This window comes from Mesorhizobium terrae, assembly GCF_008727715.1.
Taxonomy (GTDB): domain Bacteria; phylum Pseudomonadota; class Alphaproteobacteria; order Rhizobiales; family Rhizobiaceae; genus Mesorhizobium; species Mesorhizobium terrae.
On the sequence record NZ_CP044218.1, the window covers coordinates 5,217,126 to 5,234,809 of the forward strand.

A 17,684-nucleotide genomic window follows, 5' to 3' on the forward strand; every position below is an offset into this window, starting at 1 on the left:
CAGCCCGTCCGTTCCATGACAATGGCGTTGGAAGCCCGATCAGGTTGGATCGGATCTTTCTTCCTCGAACATGACGGCGACATCCGAATTCGCCGACAGCCACACCTTGCCGTCCTGGATTTCGGCAAAAAGGCTCAAGGGGATGTAGTGATGATGCCCCCGGTGGGAGCCCTGGCCGCTGTCTGTCTTGATAAGCTTGATGCGCTTTCCTTCAACCTTGTCGACGGTACCGACATGGGTACCGTCCGCACCGACGACTTCCATATGCTCGCGAATTTTGCTCGTGTCGCTCATGGCAGTTCTCCTTGTGAAGAACGCCGAGACTAGCAAAGAGCGGGCCGGCCGCATCCATCAAAATGCATTTCGCGCCATGCGACGCGCTAAAACGATTGTGATAGGAACCGGTATGTTCCAGCCGACACCGGAGAAAAGATGAACCGTCTGATGCGTTTGGCACTCACAGTTGTCCTTGTCCTGGCCGGCGCCGTCGTCGCACGGGCAGGCGATGTCGCGCGGCTGCAGATTCTCGGTTTCGCCAAGGGCGGCGGCATCTTCGCCTTCGAGGAATACGGCGTGCAGGACGGTTCCGGTTTCCCTTATGCAAACCGCTATTACATCGACACGGCGACCGACACATTCGTCAGCGGCACACCCATTCGCGTACGGCTCGACGACGAGAAGGCCACGCTGCAGGCAGTGCGCGACAAGGCGCGCGAACAGGGCGAAGCCATCGTCAAACAGGCGGAACTCGAGGCCAATGCCGGCTTCACCGTTGGCGGCAATCCCGTCACCGAGTTGTCGGCCGACCCGCACCGTATGGTCGTCAATCCGCGGCCGGTGTTTCCAGCGATCGACGAGCCGCTGGAAGTGCGCTTGGACGAATTCACCCTGAGTGGCGACGACATCTGTTCCAGCCAGGGCGAAACCAAGGGTTTCCGACTGCTGCGCATCGAAGCCCGCGAAGGCGGCCAGACCAAGCTTTTGCATGAGGACAAATCGATCCCAAAGAGCCGTGGCTGTCCCAACGGCTATGGCATCGGCGCGGTGCAGACTTATGGCGGCGACAGCCTGTCGGCCTATGCGGTGCTGATCTGGGTTCGTGGCTACGGCTTTGAAGGGCCGGATTATCGCTGGATGGCGGTGACCGGGCGGCTGTGACAGACCCGGCCGCCCAGGCAACGACTTTACGCCCCGACGGGCGCGGCACGATTGCGATGCGGTTGCGCCTGGCCCTGCCCGCGCCGCGCATCGCACTCTTCGGGGCGTTGGCATGGGCGACGGCGATGGCCGTCAGTGCCGGGACCAATCTTTTCCTGCAAGGCTGGGAATCGTCCGCTGCCGTGGTTGCGATCATGTCGCTGTTTGCCATCGGCGGCGCTCTTGCCTTTCCGACTGGCCTGTTCGTCGCGCGCTTTGTCTCGCTTGGCCGCCCCGGCAGCGTGGTTTTCGCGGCCGGCTTCGTGTCGCTGTTTGCGGCGACTGTGCTGGTCACCGGTGGGCTCTATGCGATGCAGTATCGCTCCTACTACGCCGAATGGCATGGCCCGCCGCTCAGCCTGCGCTGGCTGTTCCAGTTCGCCTTCACCAGCGCCGGCGCGCTTTATCAGTTCGCCGTGCTCGGCATCCGCCTCTATTTCCCGGTCGGGTTTGTCGCTCTCTTTGCTGCTGCACTGTGGTTTGTCCGGCAACGACATTGAGCATCCGGGAGCATCTGGCGCGTTGAGCATTTTGCCGTGCTCTGTTAGGACGCGGCGTAAGTTTTCCCCAGACATCAGGACGGACCGATGATCCCACGTTATTCCCGGCCGGAAATGGTCGCCATCTGGTCGCCCGAGACGCGCTTCCGCATCTGGTTCGAAATCGAGGCACATGCCTGCGATGCGCTGGCCGAACTCGGCGTCATCCCGAAGGAAGCGGCGAAGACCATCTGGGAAAAGGGCAATGCCGCGACGTTCGATGTCGACAAGATCGACGAGATCGAGCGCGTCACCAAGCACGACGTCATCGCCTTCCTCACCCATCTGGCCGAATTCGTCGGGCCGGACTCGCGCTTCATCCACCAGGGCATGACCTCGTCGGACGTGCTCGACACCTGCCTTGCCGTGCAGCTTACCCGCGCCAGCGACATCCTGCTCGCCGACATCGACGCGTTGCTGGCGGCGCTGAAGCGCCGCGCCTTGGAGCACAAGGACACCGTCACCATCGGCCGCAGCCACGGCATCCATGCCGAGCCGACCACTTTCGGCGTCAAGCTGGCGCAGGCCTATGCCGAATTCAGCCGTTGCCGCGAGCGCCTCGTCCATGCGCGCGAAGACATCGCCACCTGCGCCATTTCCGGCGCGATCGGCACCTTCGCCAACATCGAGCCCTATGTCGAAGAACACGTTGCCAAAAAGCTCGGCCTGAAGCCGGAGCCGGTGTCGACGCAGGTCATCCCGCGCGACCGCCATGCCATGTTCTTCGCCACGCTCGGCGTCATCGCTTCCTCGGTGGAGCGGCTGGCGACCGAGATCCGTCATCTGCAGCGGACAGAGGTTCTGGAAGCGGAAGAGTATTTTTCGCCCGGCCAGAAGGGCTCGTCGGCGATGCCGCACAAGCGCAATCCGGTGCTGACCGAAAACCTCACCGGTCTTGCCCGCCTGGTGCGCGGCATGGTGCTGCCGGCGATGGAGAACGTGGCACTGTGGCACGAGCGCGATATCTCTCACTCCTCGGTCGAGCGCATGATCGGTCCGGACGCCACGGTGACGCTGGATTTCGCGCTGGCCAGGCTCACCGGCGTCATCGACAAGCTGCTGGTCTACCCGGAAAACATGGACCGGAACCTCAACAAGTTCCGCGGCCTGGTGCATTCGCAGCGCGTGTTGCTCGCGCTCACCCAGGCGGGTGTTTCCCGCGAGGACGCCTACCGGCTGGTGCAGCGCAATGCTATGAAGGTCTGGGAACAGGGCGCTGATTTCCTTGAGGAACTGCTTGCCGACAAGGAAGTGACGGCGGCGCTGTCCGAAGCGGAAATCCGCGAAAAATTCGATCTCGGCTACCACACCAAGCATGTCGACACCATCTTCAAGCGCGTGTTTGGATAAGCATATCCATGCGGCTGGCGGTCATCTCCGACATCCACGGCAACCTGCCGGCGCTGGAGGCGGTGCATGCCGAGATCAAGACGGCCTCGCCGGACCTGATCGTCAATCTGGGCGACTGCTTGTCCGGTCCGCTATGGCCGGAAGAGACGGCGCAATATCTGATCGCCGAGAATTGGCCGACGGTGCGCGGCAACCATGATCGCGCGCTGGCCGAGATGCCGCCAGGCGAGATGGATACGATTGACGCCTTCGCATACCGGCACCTCACCAAGGCTTCGCGCGATTGGCTCGCATCGCTGCCTGCGACAACGAGCCTGACGTCGGAGATTTTCCTCTGCCACGGCAGCCCGGCGGACGACGAGGTTTTCCTGCTGGAGGAAGACGGCGGCAACCACTTCTTCCCCTCCAGCGAGGGCCAGATCCGACGCAAACTCGGCGATGTGCCGGCCGAGCTCGTGCTGTGCGGCCATACGCACACACCGCGCATCGTGCATGTCTCGGACCGCCTGACCGTCCTCAATCCGGGCAGCGTCGGCGTGCAGGCCTTTCCCGGCCTGACCGTGACCGGCAGCCCGCATGCCCGCTATGCAATCGCCACGCGCCTCAACGGCAAATGGTCGTTCACCCTGCGCGCGATCGATTATGATTGGAGCTCGGCCGCCCGACGCGCCGAAGCCAGCGGCTTTGCCAATTGGAGCCATGGGCTGTCGACCGGCTTTGCTGCTAACGCCATCGGCACTTAAGCGTCGCTCAGGGCACGAACCGGTCCATCAAAACGACGGTGCCCTCCCTGGTCTGGTGCTGATTGATCAGCGGCACCAGCCGGCGGAAATGCTCGGTGCGGCAGTGGACGTCCAGTGCGGCGCGGTCTGGCCACTCCTCGATGAAAACGAAATGCCCCGGGTCCTTCTGATCGACAAAAAGATCGTAGGAGATGCAAAGCGGTTCCTGCCGCGTCTTCTCGACGAGTTCGGCATAAAGCGGCTGCACGATTTCGAGTGCCTCAGGCTTGATGAAATCGCGGGCGATAACCTTCAACATGGATGAGCCTTAGTTCCTTGATGCCAACAGCCGAATCCGCCTGACGCGGATTCGGCTGTGAATGTCTAGCATCGGTCGAGGCTCGGGGGTGTCAGGATCCTTCCTGAACGATCCATCAGGGCGGCAAAGTCAGTTTGTTATCCAGGCTGGCCGGGCACGGCGCGGATGACGGTTCCCCACGGATCTTCATAGGCGGACGGCGTCTTGGCCTCAGCCGAGCGCATCTCGACCCAGGCGAGACCCGAACGGCTGGCATCGCGCTTACCGGCGCCGGCGCTCTGCCAGGTGTTGGCGCCGATATGGTGATGATACCCGCCCGACGACAGGAACACCGCCTGCGTGCCGTATTTCTTGACGGTGTCGAAGCCGAATTCCTTGTTCCACCAGGCCTCGGCCTGGTTCGGATCGCCGACCCGCAGATGGACATGGCCGACAACGGTGTTGTCCGGCGCGCCCTTCCAGCCGGCATCGCCGGCCGGCACCGAGCCGACAACGCCTGGAATATCCATGCGCAGTGTCGCCATCTCGACGCTCGGGCCGTCCCATTTCCAGCTTTCGTGCGGGCGGTCGGCATAGATCTCGATGCCGTTGCCTTCCGGGTCTGTCAGATAGGCCGCCTCCGAGACCAGATGGTCGGACGCGCCCTCAACCTGGATCTTGTTTTCGATGGCGTGGTTGATCCAGCGGCCGAGATCAGCACGGCTTGGCAGAAGAAAGGCGGTGTGGAACAGGCCGGCACTGCGCGGATCGTCCGGCTTGGCAGCCGCATCGCGTTCCAAGACCAGCAACGGCCGGTTGGCCGCGCCCAACGTGATCGTCTCGCCGTCGCGGGCCAGCTCTTCCAGGCCGACAACAGCACGATAATAGGCGGCCAGCGCATCGGCGTCGCGGGTCTTCAACCCGACACGGGCAACACTGATCGGCGTGGTAGCGGCAAAAGGCAGATCGCTCATCATCTTCTCCGGGCGGGCTGCGCTGGTCATGGCCCCCAAGGCCATCACCCCTACGCCACCCATCATTGTACGCCGTGTCAGTCGCAAAATCCCTATCTCCGAAAGCATGCGGCGGTGATTGCATCGCCTACCAAATGGAACAATCCCATTGTTCACACAAGGCGGCAAAAATCGAACAAGGTGTTCACAATTCGAATATTCGAGTGGCATGTTGCGCCAGCAAAGGCGGAACGCTACATCCGAGCCATGAAAGTAAAGGACACCGATATCCTCATCGTGCCGGGTTACACCAATTCGGGGCCCGATCATTGGCAGAGCCGCTGGGAGGCGAAACTGTCGACCGCGCGCCGTGTCGAGCAAGCGGAGTGGTCGAAGCCGGTACGCGAGGACTGGACGGCCCGCGTTGCCGAAGCCGTCAACGAGGCGACCAAGCCGGTGGTGCTGGTGGCGCATTCGCTGGGCGTGGCAACCGCCATCCAGGCGCTTCCCTTGTGCGACAAGCCGATCGCCGGCGGCTTCTTCGTCGCCCCGCCGGATGTCGCCAATCCGAAAATCAGGCCAAAGCACCTGATGACCTTCGGCCCCTATCCGCGCGACCCGCTGCCCTTCCCCTCAATGGTCATCGCCAGCCGCAACGACCCGTTCTGCGACTTCGACGTGGCCGAAGACCTTGCCGGCGCTTGGGGATCGCTGTTCATCGATGCCGGCGACACGGGCCACCTCAACTCCGAATCCGGCCACGGCCCCTGGCCGGAAGGCTCGATGACCTTCGCGCATTTCCTGTCGCGGTTGTGATAGACGTGTTGGATTAGTCTGACTGAAGCCTAACCGATCGATTCCTTCACGCTCGCCAGCAGCGTCTTGGTGCCGAGCCCGATCAGCGCCTGTTCTGAGCCCATGGCCAGCAGCCGGTAGCCCATCTTGACAACGCGGCCTGAAATGGCCGGATCGATGACATAGATCGCGGCGTGCTTGCCCGCCTTGCGGGTGCGTTCGGCGATCGAGGCGATGGTCTCCATCATGTCTTCCAGCGTCGAATCGACCTTGGCGCCGTTGCTCCAGGCGATGGAGAAATCGGACGGGCCGACGAAGATGCCATCGATGCCGGGTGTTTCCAGGATGCCGTCGAGCGCGGCCAGCGCGGCGCGCGTCTCGACCATGGCGAAGGCCAGCGTGCGCTGGTTGCTCTCCTTCAGCCAGTCGGCCTGCGTGCCCTTGCCGTGGCGCGGCAAGGCGTAGGTCGGGCCCCAGGAGCGTTCGCCGAGCGGCGGATATTTCATCGCCGCGGCAAAAGCCCTGGCGTCGGCCACCGAATTCACCATTGGCGCGATCACCGCCTCGGCGCCAAAATCAAGCGCGCGGCTGGCCATGTCGAAGCGGCCGACCGGAATGCGAACCAGCGCCGGTTTGTTGACCGCCTGGATCGGTACGATCGAGCGCAGCACGCTGTCCTCATTGTGGCCGCCATGCTGCATGTCCAGCGTCACAGCGTCGAAACCCTGCCGGGCAACGATCTCCACCGTCAGCGCGTCCGGCACGCCCGACCATGCCGTGCACAGCGTTTCATCGGCTTCGAGACGTGCTTTCAGGGACATTGGCTCATTCCTCTCACAATGAATCCAGTTTCAGCCGGAAATGACGGAAAAGGCAAAGAAAAACCGCCCGGTAATACCGGGCGGTTCGTTGGTCCAGCCATGTCGGCGCGACCGGCCGTCGATCAGGTGTTGTTGATCTGGGCGATGGCCTCGGCCATCAGCTCGTCCATGGTGCGGCGAATCTGATGGTCGGACTGCTCGACGCCGGCGGCGTCGAAATCCTTGCGGATCTTGCGGAAGACATCGTGATCGCCGGCTTCCTCGATGTCTGAAACCACCACTTCCTTGGCATAGGCCTCGGCGTCGGCGCCGCTTTTGCCCAGCTTCCCGGCGGCCCAAATGCCGAGCGCCCGGTTGCGCCGCGCATTGGCCTTGAAGCGCAGTTCCTCGTCATGCGCGAACTTGCGCTCGAAACCTTCTTCGCGATCCTTCATGCTGCTCATGCGGCAATTCCTCCGGGTGGAAACCGAGTCATCTGGCAATTGTGCCTGTCGCGATCCCTCAAACCAAATGGGCGGCCCGCGGTCAATATGCGAAATAGCATGCTGCAATGCGGCATTTCGGTGGTCAAACCGGTTGATTCAACGGATTTGCCGATTGAGCAAAGCCCGCGATTGCGGTAGAGACCGCGACTGAGACCACCGCGCCGCCAAGCGTTGCGAAAGAAAGGGACCGGTCGTTGCCGCTTGCCCTTCCAACCAGAGAAAAAATCCAATGAAGTCACGCCGCCGCATTTACGAAGGCAAGGCCAAGATCCTCTATGAAGGACCTGAGCCGGGAACACTGATCCAGTTCTTCAAGGACGACGCTACCGCGTTCAACAAGAAGAAACATGAAGTGGTCGACGGCAAGGGCGTGCTCAACAACCGCATTTCCGAGCACATCTTCAACCATCTGAACCGGATGGGCATCCCGACCCACTTCATTCGCCGCCTCAACATGCGCGAGCAGCTGATCAAGGAAGTCGAGATCATCCCGCTCGAAGTCGTGGTGCGCAATGTCGCCGCCGGCTCGCTGGCCAAGCGCCTGGGCATCGAGGAAGGCACCGTGCTGCCGCGCTCGATCATCGAATTCTACTACAAGGCCGACGCGCTCGACGATCCGATGGTTTCGGAAGAGCACATCACCGCCTTTGGCTGGGCAAGCCCGCAGGAAATCGATGACATCATGGCACTGGCCATCCGCGTCAACGACTTCCTCTCCGGCCTGTTCCTCGGCGTCGGCATCCAGCTCGTCGATTTCAAGATCGAGTGCGGCCGTCTGTTCGAAGGCGACATGATGCGCATCGTCGTCGCCGACGAGATTTCGCCCGATTCGTGCCGGCTGTGGGACGTCGCCACCCAGGACAAGCTCGACAAGGACCGTTTCCGCCGCGACATGGGCGGGCTGGTCGAAGCTTACCAGGAAGTGGCGCGCCGCCTCGGCATCATGAACGAGAACGAGCCGCAGCGGACCGGCCCGGTGCTGGTCGCCTCGACCGAGCCGCCGAAAGGCTCGAAGCCGCATTAATAGTGTTATCGCGCGGGGTGCTTCGAAGCGAAGCTCGTAGACCCCGCGAATGGATGCAGGAACAGCATGATGAAAGCCCGCGTTACCGTAACCCTGAAGAATGGCGTGCTCGACCCCCAGGGCAAGGCGATCGAACATGCGCTCGGCGGCCTCGGCTTCGGTGGCGTAGGTTCCGTTCGCCAGGGCAAGGTGTTCGACATCGAGATCGACGGCACCGACAAAACCAAGGCTCAAGCAGAGCTCAAGGCCATGTGTGACAAGCTCCTGGCCAACACGGTGATCGAAAACTACGCGGTGGAGATCGCCTGACGTGAAAACCGCCGTCGTCCTCCTGCCCGGCCTCAATCGCGATCGCGACATGATCGCGGCGTTGACCAAGATTTCCGGCACCGCGCCCGCCACCGTCTGGCAGACCGATACGGAAATCCCCGATGTCGACCTGATCGCCATTCCCGGCGGCTTCTCCTTCGGCGACTATCTGCGCTGCGGGGCGATCGCGGCGCGTTCGCCAGTGATGCGGGCGGTGGCCGAGAAGGCCGCCAAGGGCGTCATGGTGGTGGGCGTGTGCAACGGCTTCCAGATCCTGGTCGAAGCGGGCCTCCTGCCCGGTGCCTTGATGCGTAACGCCTCGCTGAAATTCGTCTGCCGCGAAGTGAAGCTCCAGGTCGCCAACGCCAACACCGCCTTTACCCGGGGCTACCAGCCGAACCAGATCATCCGCTGCCCGGTCGCACATCACGACGGCAACTATTTCGCCGACGCAGAGACGCTTGCGCGCATCGAGGGCGAAGGCCGGGTCGTGTTCCGCTATGCCGACGGCACCAATCCGAACGGCTCGATCAACGACATCGCCGGCATCATTTCGACCAAGGGCAATGTGCTTGGCCTGATGCCGCATCCCGAAAACCTGATCGAGGCGGCGCATGGCGGCAATGATGGCCGCGCTTTGTTCGAAGGCGCGCTCGGCATCGCCGCCTGAGCAGGCCATCTTCTCTTTCGACGACAATCAAACTTCATCTCGACTGGGGGAAGCCGAAACGATGAACGCAGCAAAGATGGCCGCCCGTTTCGGCTTCGTCGCCCTGGCAGGCCTGGTTCTGGTGGCTTGCCAGTCGAAGTCCTACAATTCCGCCCCCAGCGGCGGCAGCAAGAGCGCTTCGCTGCGCGCCATGGAACAGGTGGCGATCGCCGCGCACAAATGCTGGATCGCCTCGAAGGACCCGGCCTTCAAGTCCTACCAGATGGCCAATGAGCTCAACAATTTCGGCGGAACGCCACGGTTCCTGCTGGTGCCGGGCAAACATTATGGCGGCAAGCCGCTGCTGGTCGTGCAGGCGCGCGGCAATTCCAACCGCGTCGAGGTGTTCGGCCCGCTGATGGCCGAGCCGCTCGGCGGCCGCATCGGTTCCGACATCGCCCGCTGGCAGACCGGCAACGGCGACTGCGGCGCCAAGGCCTGATCGACCCGGCCGGCGTCGATGGCACGGTTTCTGCAAATCGTCGGACTGGCAGCGGGGCTCATCGGCCTCGTCCTGCAATTCCTCATCACCATTCCCGCCGCGATGGCGGCGGGGCGCGGCTTTGTCGGCGCAATCGTCTTCTATTTCAGCTTCTTCACCATCCTGACCAACATCGCAGTGGTGCTGGTGCATGTCTCGCTGCTGACGCCCACCGGCTACGCCTGGGCGCCGGGCTTCGCCTCGCCTCGGCTGCGCGCCGGCGTGGCGGTCGCCATCTGCGTCGTCACCATCGTCTATGCGGTCGTGCTGGCGCCACTGTGGCAGCCGCACGGCCTGTTCCTGCTTTGCAACGTGCTTCTGCACTATGTGGCGCCGGCGCTGTTCGTGCTGTGGTGGCTGACCGCGGGCGCCGAAGGCACCTCGCGCTGGGAGGATATTCCGGTCTGGCTGATCTACCCGGTCCTGTACGTTGTCTATGCGCTGACGCGCGCGCATTTCACCGGCGAGGCGCCCTATCCGTTCCTCGATGTGCGTATGACCGGCATTTTTGGCGTTGTCTTGGGCACGCTCGGCGTCGCTGCTCTGTTTGTCGCGCTTGGGGTCGCCGCCGCCTTCCTCGACCGAACCATCGGCCGCCGCCGAGCTCCGGCCCCGCGGCGACGGTAAAATTAGGCACTTGCCATATCCGGCGAGGCTGCAGGCGGGCCACTATGCCCTGCCACGCTATCCGGCGCTTCTCCCCGCTCATGCTCACTCCCCCAAGACTGTCAGTCGAAAAAGGGGCGCAGTCCTTCGCGATGGGCGTCGGCGCGGGAGATGCCGATATCCTTGAGCTGGTCGTCGGTCATCTCGAGCAGCTGAAGGCGGCTGCGACGGCGCTCCAGCGCATCCGCAAGTCGATTGCTCGCGGTGACAATCACCACAACAATGCGGCGCACGAAGCCCGACAGGCCGGAAGGCTGCTTGCCAAAGCCCGCCGAAGCCGACCGGTTCCGATGAATTGTCTCGATTGCACTTGCCATCATAGCACCATTGTAACAATTGCCGCGACAATCGCGGTGCAATCCATATGTATTGACTCTGATATTGATACAATATAGAAAATTGTCACCATGACAACTTGGCTCCCCGACCTTTCGACCGGCACCGGCCCGCTTTACCAGCGCCTGGCCGACCGCATCGAAGCGGACATCGATCGCGGTGTGCTCGGCGCCGGCGTCAAGCTGCCGCCGCAGCGCGACCTCGCCTATGACATCGGCGCGACCGTCGGCACCGTCGGCCGCGCCTACCAATTGCTGCGCGAGCGAGGACTGGTCAGCGGCGAGGTCGGCCGCGGCACCTATGTGCTGAAGCGCCATTCCGACGGCGCGCCGGCGGATGCGATAACGCTCTCGTCCTACGCCGAGAGCACGAAGCTGACCGAACCGCCGTCCGGCAAGCTGCGTTTCGACACCACTGCCGCGCCAGACACCGGCCAGGGCGTCGCCATCGCCGATCTGTTGACGAAGACGGCGCAGGAACACCCCTACGAAATCGCCAGCTATACGCGCGACTTCCCCCAGCGCTGGTACGAAGCCGGCAGCCTTTGGCTCGCCCGCAATAACTTTCGCCCCGCGCCCGACACCATCGTGCCGACGCTGGGCACCCACCCGGCGGTGATGGCCGCCATTGCCGCGCTCACCGTGCCGGGCGACAGCATCGCCTTCGAACATCTCACCTATTCGCAGATTTCACGCAGCGCCGGGCTGGTCGGCCGGCGTGTTGTGTTGGTCGATTCCGATTCCGGCGGCCTCGACCCGCAGGATTTCGAACGGGTCTGCGCGCAGAAGCATCCAAAGATGCTGTTTCTGATGCCGACGGTGCAAAACCCGACGCTGGTGACGATCGACACCGACCGCCGGCGCGAGATCGCCCGCATCGCGCGCGAATACAATGTGCTCCTGATCGAGGACGATCTTTACGGCGGCCTCACCAACGATCCGACCCCGCTTCTGGCCGAACTGGCGCCGGAACGCACCATCGTTGCCGGCGGCCTGTCGAAATCGGTGGCAGCGGGCGTGCGCGGCGGCTGGCTGTCGTGCCCGCCGGCCTACCGGCACCGCATCCAGGTGGCGCACAAGATGTTGACCGGCGGCATGCCCTTCCTGCTTGCCGAGGTCGGCGCGCAACTGGTGCTGTCGGGCCAGGCGCACGACATCCGCAACAAGAGCATCGGCGAGATCAACGCCCGCATCGCCATCGTGCGCGAGAAGCTCGCCGGCTTCACCTTCAAGGCACACGACAACGTGCCCTTCGTCTGGCTCACCCTGCCCGATCCCTGGCTCTCCGGCACGTTCAAGAAGGCCTCGTTCGAAAACGACCTGCTGCTCGACGACGAGGACGAGTTCAAGGCCGGCCGCTCCGAACAGGTGCTTCACGGCGCACGCTTCGGCATTTCGGCTCCGGGCCAGCGCGCCGAAGTCGCGCGCGGCGTGGAAATCATCCGCAGGCTTCTGGAAGAAGGCCGCGTCGGCTACGATTCCTTCGGCTGAAACGCCGGCAGGCGCGCGCTTCAGCCCGTGATCGGCGGCGCGTGCGCCTCACTGTTGCCCGCGGCAGCCAGGCGATCCAGCGTCGCCACCAGCCCGGCCGTGTCCGGGCAAATGTGAAGCGAGGTCATCCTGCCCCAGGCCAGGCGCACGGCGTGAATGCCGCGATTGTGGGTGCGCACTCCGTCGGTGCCGCTGTTGGTTTCCAACCAATCGACAATGGCGAGCGTATTCCAGGGCGGTCCGCTGACGGCGATCCCGTCCAGGTCGAAATGCAAATCCGGCAGCAGGCGATAAAGGCGCTCATACCATAGCCTCGTTGCGGACAAGGAGGTGCGGACCCCGGAAAGCGCATGCCCCTCGCCCAGGAAGCGATGTTCGAAACGCGGCGCGAAAGCCGCAAGCACCGGGCCGGCATCGCCCTTGTTGACGCTCTCGAACAGGGAGCGAATGCGGGCACGAACGATCGCATGATACATGGCACGCCTCCATTCAATGATTGAACCTATCGCCTTGAGTTCAATCAAGCAACTGACTAGGATCGCGGCATGAAAAAGGTAAGCTTCGCCGACATGCGCTGTTCGCTCGCCCGCTCGCTGGAGGTGTTCGGTGACTGGTGGTCGCCGCTCATCGTCCGCGACGTCTTCCTTGGCGTGTCGCGTTTCGACGATATCGCAGTGGATTTGGGCATTTCGCGCAATCTGCTGACGCGCCGGCTTCGACACCTGGCCGAGGGCGGCATCCTGCAACGCGTGGCGTATCAGAGCCGGCCGGCGCGGTTCGAATACCGCCTCACGAAGGCCGGCGAGGAACTGGTCCCGATCATCGTCGCCCTGACGAGCTGGGGAGACCGCTGGGTGCAACCCAGGGAGGGGCAGCCCATGCGCTTCGTGCACAAGACATGCGGCAACCCGCTGGAACCCGAAATCACCTGCGCCACATGCGGCGGCAAGGTCGAGGCCGGCGACGTGCTGGCCCTTCCCGGCCCCGGCGGGGCCGCCCGGCCCGGCACGATGGTGCTTGCGAAACGCCTCGCGCCGGCGCCAAACGCCTAGTGTATCAGCCCGAAAATCAGGTCCGATTTTCGGTAAGCACAATGCGCGGATTCAAGGTTCTAAAGCGTCCTTTGCGGGTCCGAACGGACGCGTGGCGCTCTAGACTGCGCAAACTGCCTGTGGCATGCGGCTTTTTTTCTGAAATCGGCAGTGTCGCGGCGCCGGCTGTTCGGCTATAGGGGCCCCAACACGCTTTCGGAGCTGCCCGCCGCACCATGACCATCTCCAACACCGTGAAAATCACACCCGAGCTGATCGCATCGCACGGGCTGAAGCCCGACGAATACCAGCGTATCCTGGATCTGGTCGGGCGTGAGCCGACCTTCACCGAACTTGGCATCTTCTCGGCGATGTGGAACGAGCACTGCTCGTACAAATCCTCCAAGAAATGGCTGCGCACGCTGCCCACCAAGGGCCCGCGCGTCATCCAGGGTCCGGGCGAGAACGCCGGCGTGGTCGACATCGGCGACGGCGACGTCGTCGTCTTCAAGATGGAGAGCCACAACCACCCCTCCTTCATCGAGCCCTATCAGGGCGCTGCGACCGGGGTCGGCGGCATCCTGCGCGACGTCTTCACCATGGGCGCCAGGCCGATCGCGGCCATGAACGCGCTGCGTTTCGGTTCGCCCGATCATCCGAAAACCCGCCATCTGGTGGCCGGCGTGGTCAGCGGCGTCGGCGGCTACGGCAATTCCTTCGGCGTGCCGACGGTTGGCGGCGAGGTCAATTTCGACGCGCGCTACAATGGCAACATCCTGGTCAACGCCTTCGCCGCCGGCCTCGCCAAGGCCGATGGCATCTTCCTGTCGCAGGCCAAGGGTGTCGGCCTGCCCGTCGTCTATCTCGGCGCCAAGACCGGCCGCGACGGCGTCGGCGGCGCCACAATGGCGTCGGCTGAGTTCGACGACAAGATCGACGAGAAGCGCCCGACCGTGCAGGTGGGCGACCCCTTCACCGAAAAGTGCCTGCTCGAAGCCTGCCTCGAACTGATGGCGTCGGGCGCTGTCATCGCCATCCAGGACATGGGCGCCGCCGGCCTCACCTGTTCGGCCGTCGAGATGGGCGCCAAGGGCGACCTCGGCATCGAGCTCGACCTCGACAAGGTGCCGGTGCGCGAAGAGCGCATGTCAGCCTATGAGATGATGTTGTCGGAGAGCCAGGAGCGCATGCTGATGGTGCTGCGCCCCGAAAAGGAAGAAGAAGCCGAGGCGATCTTCGTCAAATGGGGGCTCGACTTCGCCATCGTCGGCAAGACCACCGACGATCTACGCTTCCGCATCCTGCATCAGGGCGAGGAAGTCGCCAACCTGCCGATCAAGGAACTCGGCGACCAGGCACCCGAATATGACCGCCCCTGGGTGGAGCCGGCCAAGCGCGCACCGCTGGCGGCGAACGACATTCCGCAGGCGGATGTGGCCGCAGCACTTGTGAAGATGCTCGGCGGGCCCGACCTGTCGTCGCGCCGCTGGGTGTGGGAACAATACGACACGCTGATCCAGGGCAATTCGCTGCAGATTCCGGGCGGCGACGCCGGTGTCGTGCGCGTCGACGGCCATGCCAGCAAGGCGCTCGCCTTCTCCTCCGACGTGACGCCGCGCTATTGCGAGGCCGACCCTTACGAAGGCGGCAAGCAGGCGGTGGCCGAATGCTGGCGCAATCTCACCGCGACCGGCTCGCTGCCGTTGGCTGCCACCGACAACCTCAATTTCGGCAATCCCGAGCGGCCCGAGATCATGGGCCAGTTCGCCAAGGCGGTGACCGGCATCGGCGATGCCTGCCGCGCGCTCGACTTCCCGATCGTGTCGGGCAACGTCTCGCTCTACAACGAAACCAACGGCCAGGGCATCCTGCCGACGCCGACCATTGGCGGCGTCGGCCTGATCGACGACTGGTCGAAGATGGCCAGGCTCGGCTTTGCCAGCGAAGGCGAAGTCATCCTGCTCGTCGGCGGTCCCGCCGGCTGGGGCAGCCACCTCGCCCAGTCGATCTATATGCGCGACATCCATGGCCGCAGCGACGGTCCGCCGCCGCCGGTCGATCTCGCTCACGAGAAAAAGGTCGGCGATTTCGTGCGCAAGCTGATCCACAGCGGCGCCACCACCGCCGTACACGACCTCTCCGACGGCGGCCTCGCCGTGGCGCTGGCCGAAATGGCGATGGCATCCGGCATCGGCGCAACCGTGCCGGGCTTGAGCGGCGCCGACCCGATCCCGGTGTTCTTCGGCGAGGATCAGAGCCGCTATCTGGTGACGGTGAAGTTCGGCGGTCAGTCGCAGGAATTGCAGGCGCTGTGGAACGAAGCCAAGGCGCTCGGCATCTTCGCGCCGTGGATCGGCACCACCGGCGGCAGCGAATTGAAACTCGGGTCGGCACGCGCCATATCAATCAAGGACTTGAAAACGGCGCACGAATCCTGGTTTCCTGCCTTCATGGAAGCCTGAGATGCGCGAGTGAAAGTCAAACATAGCGGCTGTCGCAGTGGCAAATCGAAATGGTTGAGTTTTTCTTCGGCCTGATCCTCAGATTGCTTCTCTTCGTGTTATGGGCAATCCAGCAACGTATCGGGGAAGCGGTAGTTTGGTGGCTTTTCGAAAAAATGGCCCGTCTGTCGCGATCGCTTTCGATCTACCTTTTCCCAACTGTCGGCTTGGGCAGATTTCGACCCGCACAGAATGGACAGCGGTTTTCCGACAAACGGTATTCCACCGTGCAACTGCGTAAATCTCGCATGCCGGTTCGTTTTCGAAACTAAGACCCGATGAATTGACCGAGGCTGGCGAATCCTGATTTCCTCGCCTCATCGGGAACTGAAGAAGGAACGTCCCATGGCGATGGACGCACACGACATCGAACGGCTGATCAAGGAAGGCATTCCGGACGCCCGGGTGACCATTCGCGATCTCGCCGGCGACGGCGACCACTATGCAGCCGAGGTCGTGGCGGAAAGCTTCCGCGGCAAGAGCCGGGTGCAGCAGCACCAGATGGTCTATGACGCGCTGAAGGGCAATATGGGCGGCGTTTTGCACGCGCTGGCCCTGCAGACCAGCATACCGGACTGATTTTACTAAGAAAATCCGGACGTGCCCGCGCTTCGGCCAGGCCGGCGCTCCTGCCTGCTGCTGACGCGCGATGTGGACAGAACGCCCGCGGCCGACAAAAGTGAAATGAAAAAGCGCTTTTGATTCAGACGGTTGTCGGTGACACCCCCGAAAATCGCGTCGGATTTGTCTACAAGCCGCTGTTTGCGCGCAAAATGGGTCTGTTTCGCGCGAAACGAGGTCGTCTAGCGCCCATTCTCCTTCATTCGCACCGCCAGGATCGGCCCCGCCGGGAACGAGGCGCCGACGATCGTGTCGGTGCCGTTGGAAAGCGTCGAGATGGCGCCGTCGAAGAACAGCGCGTTCCTGCAGCCGAGTGCGTCGCGGAACAGCCGGGCGAAGCTGCCGAGGCTGACCTCGCCGCGCGAGATGACCAGCACGATCGTATCGGGATCACGGACGCCGACCCCGTTGCGGATGTAGCGGGAGGAGCCATTCGGCTCGAAGCGCGGATGCAGGGCGCCGTCGATGACCAGCATCGGGCCGGATTGCGTGGCATAGGCCACCGAGGGTTTTGTCGCGGCATAGGCGCCGGTTTCCAACACGCCCGCCTTGCCGTCGGTGTCGACATAAAAGACGCCATTGGGTTTCAGGAAAAAATTTCCGTCGGCGTCGTCGCGGTTGAGCGGCGCTTCCTCGCGGCCCGCCGCCACGAACAGGCCGACCGGCGTCAAATCCTTGTGGTACATGCCGGCATTCATGGCGAGCAGCGCCGGCGTGCCGGCGGCGCGCATGGCCTGCGTGAATTTTCGCACCGAGGCGTAAGGCACACCGCCGGCGTCCGCCCGCTGCAACGTCACCGCGTAGCGGCGAAGATCGATCTCGCATACGACATAGGCGACCGTCTCGAAGGTCTGGTCGCGACAGGGCTCCGGCAATGCGGCCGGCGCGATGGGCGCCGCTTCGCTTGGCGTCGCCGGCGCCGGTGGGAGCGCGGCGGGCGCCTCCCCGTTCGGCGCCTGATTGTCCGGCGCGGTCGGCGCTTGGCCACCCGGCGGCAACGGAGGTGCCGGCGGCACCTGCGGCGGCGTGGATGGCACCTGCGATGGCGATGGCGACGCCGGTGCGGGAGCCGGCGACAGGCCGGGTTGAGGCGCGGTAGCGGGTTGGGCTGTAGGTGAAATCTCCAAGCCAGACGGGCGCGGCAGCGAGACAAACCATGCGGCAGCCAGGGCACCGGCCAAAAGCGCCGCCAGCCCGCCGAACAGGACCCGGCGCATCATCGGCTCTTCACGCCGGCCGGCGGATTGGCCCAGCCACGGCCCGTCGCTTGCGCCATTCCTAAGTGCAAATCGGCAAACATCTTGTCTCGCACGGCTGTCGGGTTTATCTGATGCTCATGTTTCAAGCCCGACTCCC

Annotated in this window: 22 protein-coding genes; 14 read left to right on the top strand and 8 right to left on the bottom strand. The window is 63.5% G+C overall.

Annotated features, from left to right (window positions below; genetic code table 11):
- Positions 1 to 39: 39 nt before the first annotated feature.
- Positions 40 to 294 (bottom strand): DUF2171 domain-containing protein, encoded by a 255-nt coding sequence (locus FZF13_RS26260; RefSeq protein ID WP_024923756.1) that lies wholly within the window; start codon positions 292 to 294, stop codon positions 40 to 42.
- Positions 295 to 432: 138 nt separating this feature from the next.
- On the opposite strand from FZF13_RS26260, the gene FZF13_RS26265 reads away from it, so the two are divergent.
- The 4 genes from FZF13_RS26265 (at position 433) to FZF13_RS26280 (ending at position 3,829) form a co-directional block, all read left to right on the top strand.
- A complete protein-coding gene (locus FZF13_RS26265) occupies positions 433 to 1,158 on the top strand; it encodes a DUF2259 domain-containing protein (protein WP_024923757.1) in 726 nt (241 codons plus the stop codon).
- A complete protein-coding gene (locus FZF13_RS26270; protein ID WP_307419296.1) occupies positions 1,155 to 1,697 on the top strand; it encodes a hypothetical protein in 543 nt (180 codons plus the stop codon). Before FZF13_RS26265 ends, FZF13_RS26270 begins: the two co-directional genes overlap by 4 nt.
- Positions 1,698 to 1,784: 87 nt before the next feature.
- Entirely contained in the window at positions 1,785 to 3,086 is a 1,302-nt protein-coding gene (gene purB, locus FZF13_RS26275; RefSeq protein WP_024923759.1) for an adenylosuccinate lyase, read from the top strand.
- Positions 3,087 to 3,094: 8 nt separating this feature from the next.
- Complete coding sequence (locus FZF13_RS26280; protein ID WP_024923760.1) at positions 3,095 to 3,829, top strand: metallophosphoesterase family protein; 735 nt, start codon at positions 3,095 to 3,097, stop codon at positions 3,827 to 3,829.
- Positions 3,830 to 3,836: 7 nt separating this feature from the next.
- On the opposite strand, the gene FZF13_RS26285 is transcribed toward FZF13_RS26280, so the two are convergent.
- Together FZF13_RS26285 and FZF13_RS26290 are read right to left on the bottom strand one after the other, a co-directional pair.
- Entirely contained in the window at positions 3,837 to 4,127 is a 291-nt protein-coding gene (locus tag FZF13_RS26285; RefSeq protein ID WP_024923761.1) for a putative quinol monooxygenase, read from the bottom strand.
- 137 nt (positions 4,128 to 4,264) lie between these two features.
- The gene (locus tag FZF13_RS26290; RefSeq protein WP_425349434.1) at positions 4,265 to 5,167 is read right to left on the bottom strand and encodes a VOC family protein; all 903 of its coding nucleotides are present in this window, start codon (positions 5,165 to 5,167) and stop codon (positions 4,265 to 4,267) included.
- A 159-nt stretch (positions 5,168 to 5,326) separates the two neighbouring features.
- Between FZF13_RS26290 and FZF13_RS26295 the strand changes: the two genes are divergently transcribed.
- The gene (locus FZF13_RS26295; RefSeq protein ID WP_024923763.1) at positions 5,327 to 5,875 is read left to right on the top strand and encodes an RBBP9/YdeN family alpha/beta hydrolase; all 549 of its coding nucleotides are present in this window, start codon (positions 5,327 to 5,329) and stop codon (positions 5,873 to 5,875) included.
- 29 nt (positions 5,876 to 5,904) lie between these two features.
- On the opposite strand, the gene FZF13_RS26300 is transcribed toward FZF13_RS26295, so the two are convergent.
- Together FZF13_RS26300 and FZF13_RS26305 are read right to left on the bottom strand one after the other, a co-directional pair.
- Positions 5,905 to 6,675 carry an HpcH/HpaI aldolase family protein gene (locus FZF13_RS26300; RefSeq protein ID WP_024923764.1) on the bottom strand — a complete coding sequence of 257 codons (771 nt, stop codon included), beginning with the start codon at positions 6,673 to 6,675 and terminating at the stop codon, positions 5,905 to 5,907.
- A gap of 122 nt (positions 6,676 to 6,797) precedes the next feature.
- Positions 6,798 to 7,118 carry a DUF1476 domain-containing protein gene (locus tag FZF13_RS26305; protein ID WP_024923765.1) on the bottom strand — a complete coding sequence of 107 codons (321 nt, stop codon included), beginning with the start codon at positions 7,116 to 7,118 and terminating at the stop codon, positions 6,798 to 6,800.
- Between the two features lie 271 nt (positions 7,119 to 7,389).
- On the opposite strand from FZF13_RS26305, the gene purC reads away from it, so the two are divergent.
- The 5 genes from purC to FZF13_RS26330 all read left to right on the top strand — a co-directional run bounded on the left by purC (position 7,390) and on the right by FZF13_RS26330 (position 10,310).
- A complete protein-coding gene (gene purC / locus FZF13_RS26310) occupies positions 7,390 to 8,184 on the top strand; it encodes a phosphoribosylaminoimidazolesuccinocarboxamide synthase (protein ID WP_024923766.1) in 795 nt (264 codons plus the stop codon).
- A gap of 66 nt (positions 8,185 to 8,250) precedes the next feature.
- Positions 8,251 to 8,493, top strand: a complete 243-nt coding sequence (gene purS / locus FZF13_RS26315; RefSeq protein ID WP_024923767.1) for a phosphoribosylformylglycinamidine synthase subunit PurS — start codon at positions 8,251 to 8,253, stop codon at positions 8,491 to 8,493.
- Position 8,494: 1 nt separating this feature from the next.
- Positions 8,495 to 9,163, top strand: coding sequence for a phosphoribosylformylglycinamidine synthase subunit PurQ (gene purQ / locus FZF13_RS26320; protein WP_024923768.1), 669 nt, complete (start codon positions 8,495 to 8,497; stop codon positions 9,161 to 9,163).
- Positions 9,164 to 9,224: 61 nt separating this feature from the next.
- On the top strand, positions 9,225 to 9,644 hold the full coding sequence (locus tag FZF13_RS26325) for a hypothetical protein (protein WP_244431203.1): 420 nt from the start codon (positions 9,225 to 9,227) through the stop codon (positions 9,642 to 9,644).
- A gap of 18 nt (positions 9,645 to 9,662) precedes the next feature.
- Positions 9,663 to 10,310 (top strand): Pr6Pr family membrane protein, encoded by a 648-nt coding sequence (locus FZF13_RS26330; protein ID WP_024923770.1) that lies wholly within the window; start codon positions 9,663 to 9,665, stop codon positions 10,308 to 10,310.
- Between the two features lie 101 nt (positions 10,311 to 10,411).
- On the opposite strand, the gene FZF13_RS26335 is transcribed toward FZF13_RS26330, so the two are convergent.
- Positions 10,412 to 10,669 (bottom strand): DUF1127 domain-containing protein, encoded by a 258-nt coding sequence (locus FZF13_RS26335; protein WP_024923771.1) that lies wholly within the window; start codon positions 10,667 to 10,669, stop codon positions 10,412 to 10,414.
- 87 nt (positions 10,670 to 10,756) lie between these two features.
- On the opposite strand from FZF13_RS26335, the gene FZF13_RS26340 reads away from it, so the two are divergent.
- Positions 10,757 to 12,175: an aminotransferase-like domain-containing protein gene (locus FZF13_RS26340; RefSeq protein WP_024923772.1), complete on the top strand. Its 1,419-nt coding sequence runs from the start codon at positions 10,757 to 10,759 to the stop codon at positions 12,173 to 12,175.
- A gap of 20 nt (positions 12,176 to 12,195) precedes the next feature.
- Here the strand turns inward: FZF13_RS26340 and FZF13_RS26345 are convergent, their stop codons facing one another.
- Positions 12,196 to 12,699 (bottom strand): nuclear transport factor 2 family protein, encoded by a 504-nt coding sequence (locus FZF13_RS26345; RefSeq protein ID WP_137900436.1) that lies wholly within the window; start codon positions 12,697 to 12,699, stop codon positions 12,196 to 12,198.
- Between the two features lie 21 nt (positions 12,700 to 12,720).
- Here FZF13_RS26345 and FZF13_RS26350 point away from each other — a divergent pair, with 21 nt between their 5' ends.
- The 3 genes from FZF13_RS26350 to FZF13_RS26360 all read left to right on the top strand — a co-directional run bounded on the left by FZF13_RS26350 (position 12,721) and on the right by FZF13_RS26360 (position 16,286).
- The gene (locus tag FZF13_RS26350; protein WP_024923774.1) at positions 12,721 to 13,227 is read left to right on the top strand and encodes a winged helix-turn-helix transcriptional regulator; all 507 of its coding nucleotides are present in this window, start codon (positions 12,721 to 12,723) and stop codon (positions 13,225 to 13,227) included.
- 215 nt (positions 13,228 to 13,442) lie between these two features.
- Entirely contained in the window at positions 13,443 to 15,668 is a 2,226-nt protein-coding gene (gene purL, locus FZF13_RS26355) for a phosphoribosylformylglycinamidine synthase subunit PurL (protein WP_024923775.1), read from the top strand.
- 384 nt (positions 15,669 to 16,052) lie between these two features.
- Positions 16,053 to 16,286 carry a BolA/IbaG family iron-sulfur metabolism protein gene (locus tag FZF13_RS26360; RefSeq protein ID WP_024923777.1) on the top strand — a complete coding sequence of 78 codons (234 nt, stop codon included), beginning with the start codon at positions 16,053 to 16,055 and terminating at the stop codon, positions 16,284 to 16,286.
- A gap of 224 nt (positions 16,287 to 16,510) precedes the next feature.
- Here the strand turns inward: FZF13_RS26360 and FZF13_RS26365 are convergent, their stop codons facing one another.
- Positions 16,511 to 17,548, bottom strand: coding sequence for a phosphodiester glycosidase family protein (locus tag FZF13_RS26365; protein ID WP_024923778.1), 1,038 nt, complete (start codon positions 17,546 to 17,548; stop codon positions 16,511 to 16,513).
- Positions 17,549 to 17,684 lie beyond the last annotated feature (136 nt).

Bases quoted from the DNA above. Each gene is read 5' to 3' on its own strand.
- FZF13_RS26260 (WP_024923756.1), bottom strand. From the start codon at position 294: ATGAGCGACACGAGCAAAATTCGCGAGCATATGGAAGTCGTCGGTGCG.
- FZF13_RS26265 (WP_024923757.1), top strand. From the start codon at position 433: ATGAACCGTCTGATGCGTTTGGCACTCACAGTTGTCCTTGTCCTGGCC.
- purB (WP_024923759.1), top strand. From the start codon at position 1,785: ATGATCCCACGTTATTCCCGGCCGGAAATGGTCGCCATCTGGTCGCCC.
- FZF13_RS26280 (WP_024923760.1), top strand. From the start codon at position 3,095: ATGCGGCTGGCGGTCATCTCCGACATCCACGGCAACCTGCCGGCGCTG.
- FZF13_RS26285 (WP_024923761.1), bottom strand. From the start codon at position 4,127: ATGTTGAAGGTTATCGCCCGCGATTTCATCAAGCCTGAGGCACTCGAA.
- FZF13_RS26295 (WP_024923763.1), top strand. From the start codon at position 5,327: ATGAAAGTAAAGGACACCGATATCCTCATCGTGCCGGGTTACACCAAT.
- FZF13_RS26300 (WP_024923764.1), bottom strand. From the start codon at position 6,675: ATGTCCCTGAAAGCACGTCTCGAAGCCGATGAAACGCTGTGCACGGCA.
- FZF13_RS26305 (WP_024923765.1), bottom strand. From the start codon at position 7,118: ATGAGCAGCATGAAGGATCGCGAAGAAGGTTTCGAGCGCAAGTTCGCG.
- purC (WP_024923766.1), top strand. From the start codon at position 7,390: ATGAAGTCACGCCGCCGCATTTACGAAGGCAAGGCCAAGATCCTCTAT.
- purS (WP_024923767.1), top strand. From the start codon at position 8,251: ATGATGAAAGCCCGCGTTACCGTAACCCTGAAGAATGGCGTGCTCGAC.
- FZF13_RS26325 (WP_244431203.1), top strand. From the start codon at position 9,225: ATGAACGCAGCAAAGATGGCCGCCCGTTTCGGCTTCGTCGCCCTGGCA.
- FZF13_RS26330 (WP_024923770.1), top strand. From the start codon at position 9,663: ATGGCACGGTTTCTGCAAATCGTCGGACTGGCAGCGGGGCTCATCGGC.
- FZF13_RS26335 (WP_024923771.1), bottom strand. From the start codon at position 10,669: ATGATGGCAAGTGCAATCGAGACAATTCATCGGAACCGGTCGGCTTCG.
- FZF13_RS26340 (WP_024923772.1), top strand. From the start codon at position 10,757: ATGACAACTTGGCTCCCCGACCTTTCGACCGGCACCGGCCCGCTTTAC.
- FZF13_RS26350 (WP_024923774.1), top strand. From the start codon at position 12,721: ATGAAAAAGGTAAGCTTCGCCGACATGCGCTGTTCGCTCGCCCGCTCG.
- purL (WP_024923775.1), top strand. From the start codon at position 13,443: ATGACCATCTCCAACACCGTGAAAATCACACCCGAGCTGATCGCATCG.
- FZF13_RS26360 (WP_024923777.1), top strand. From the start codon at position 16,053: ATGGCGATGGACGCACACGACATCGAACGGCTGATCAAGGAAGGCATT.
- FZF13_RS26365 (WP_024923778.1), bottom strand. From the start codon at position 17,548: ATGATGCGCCGGGTCCTGTTCGGCGGGCTGGCGGCGCTTTTGGCCGGT.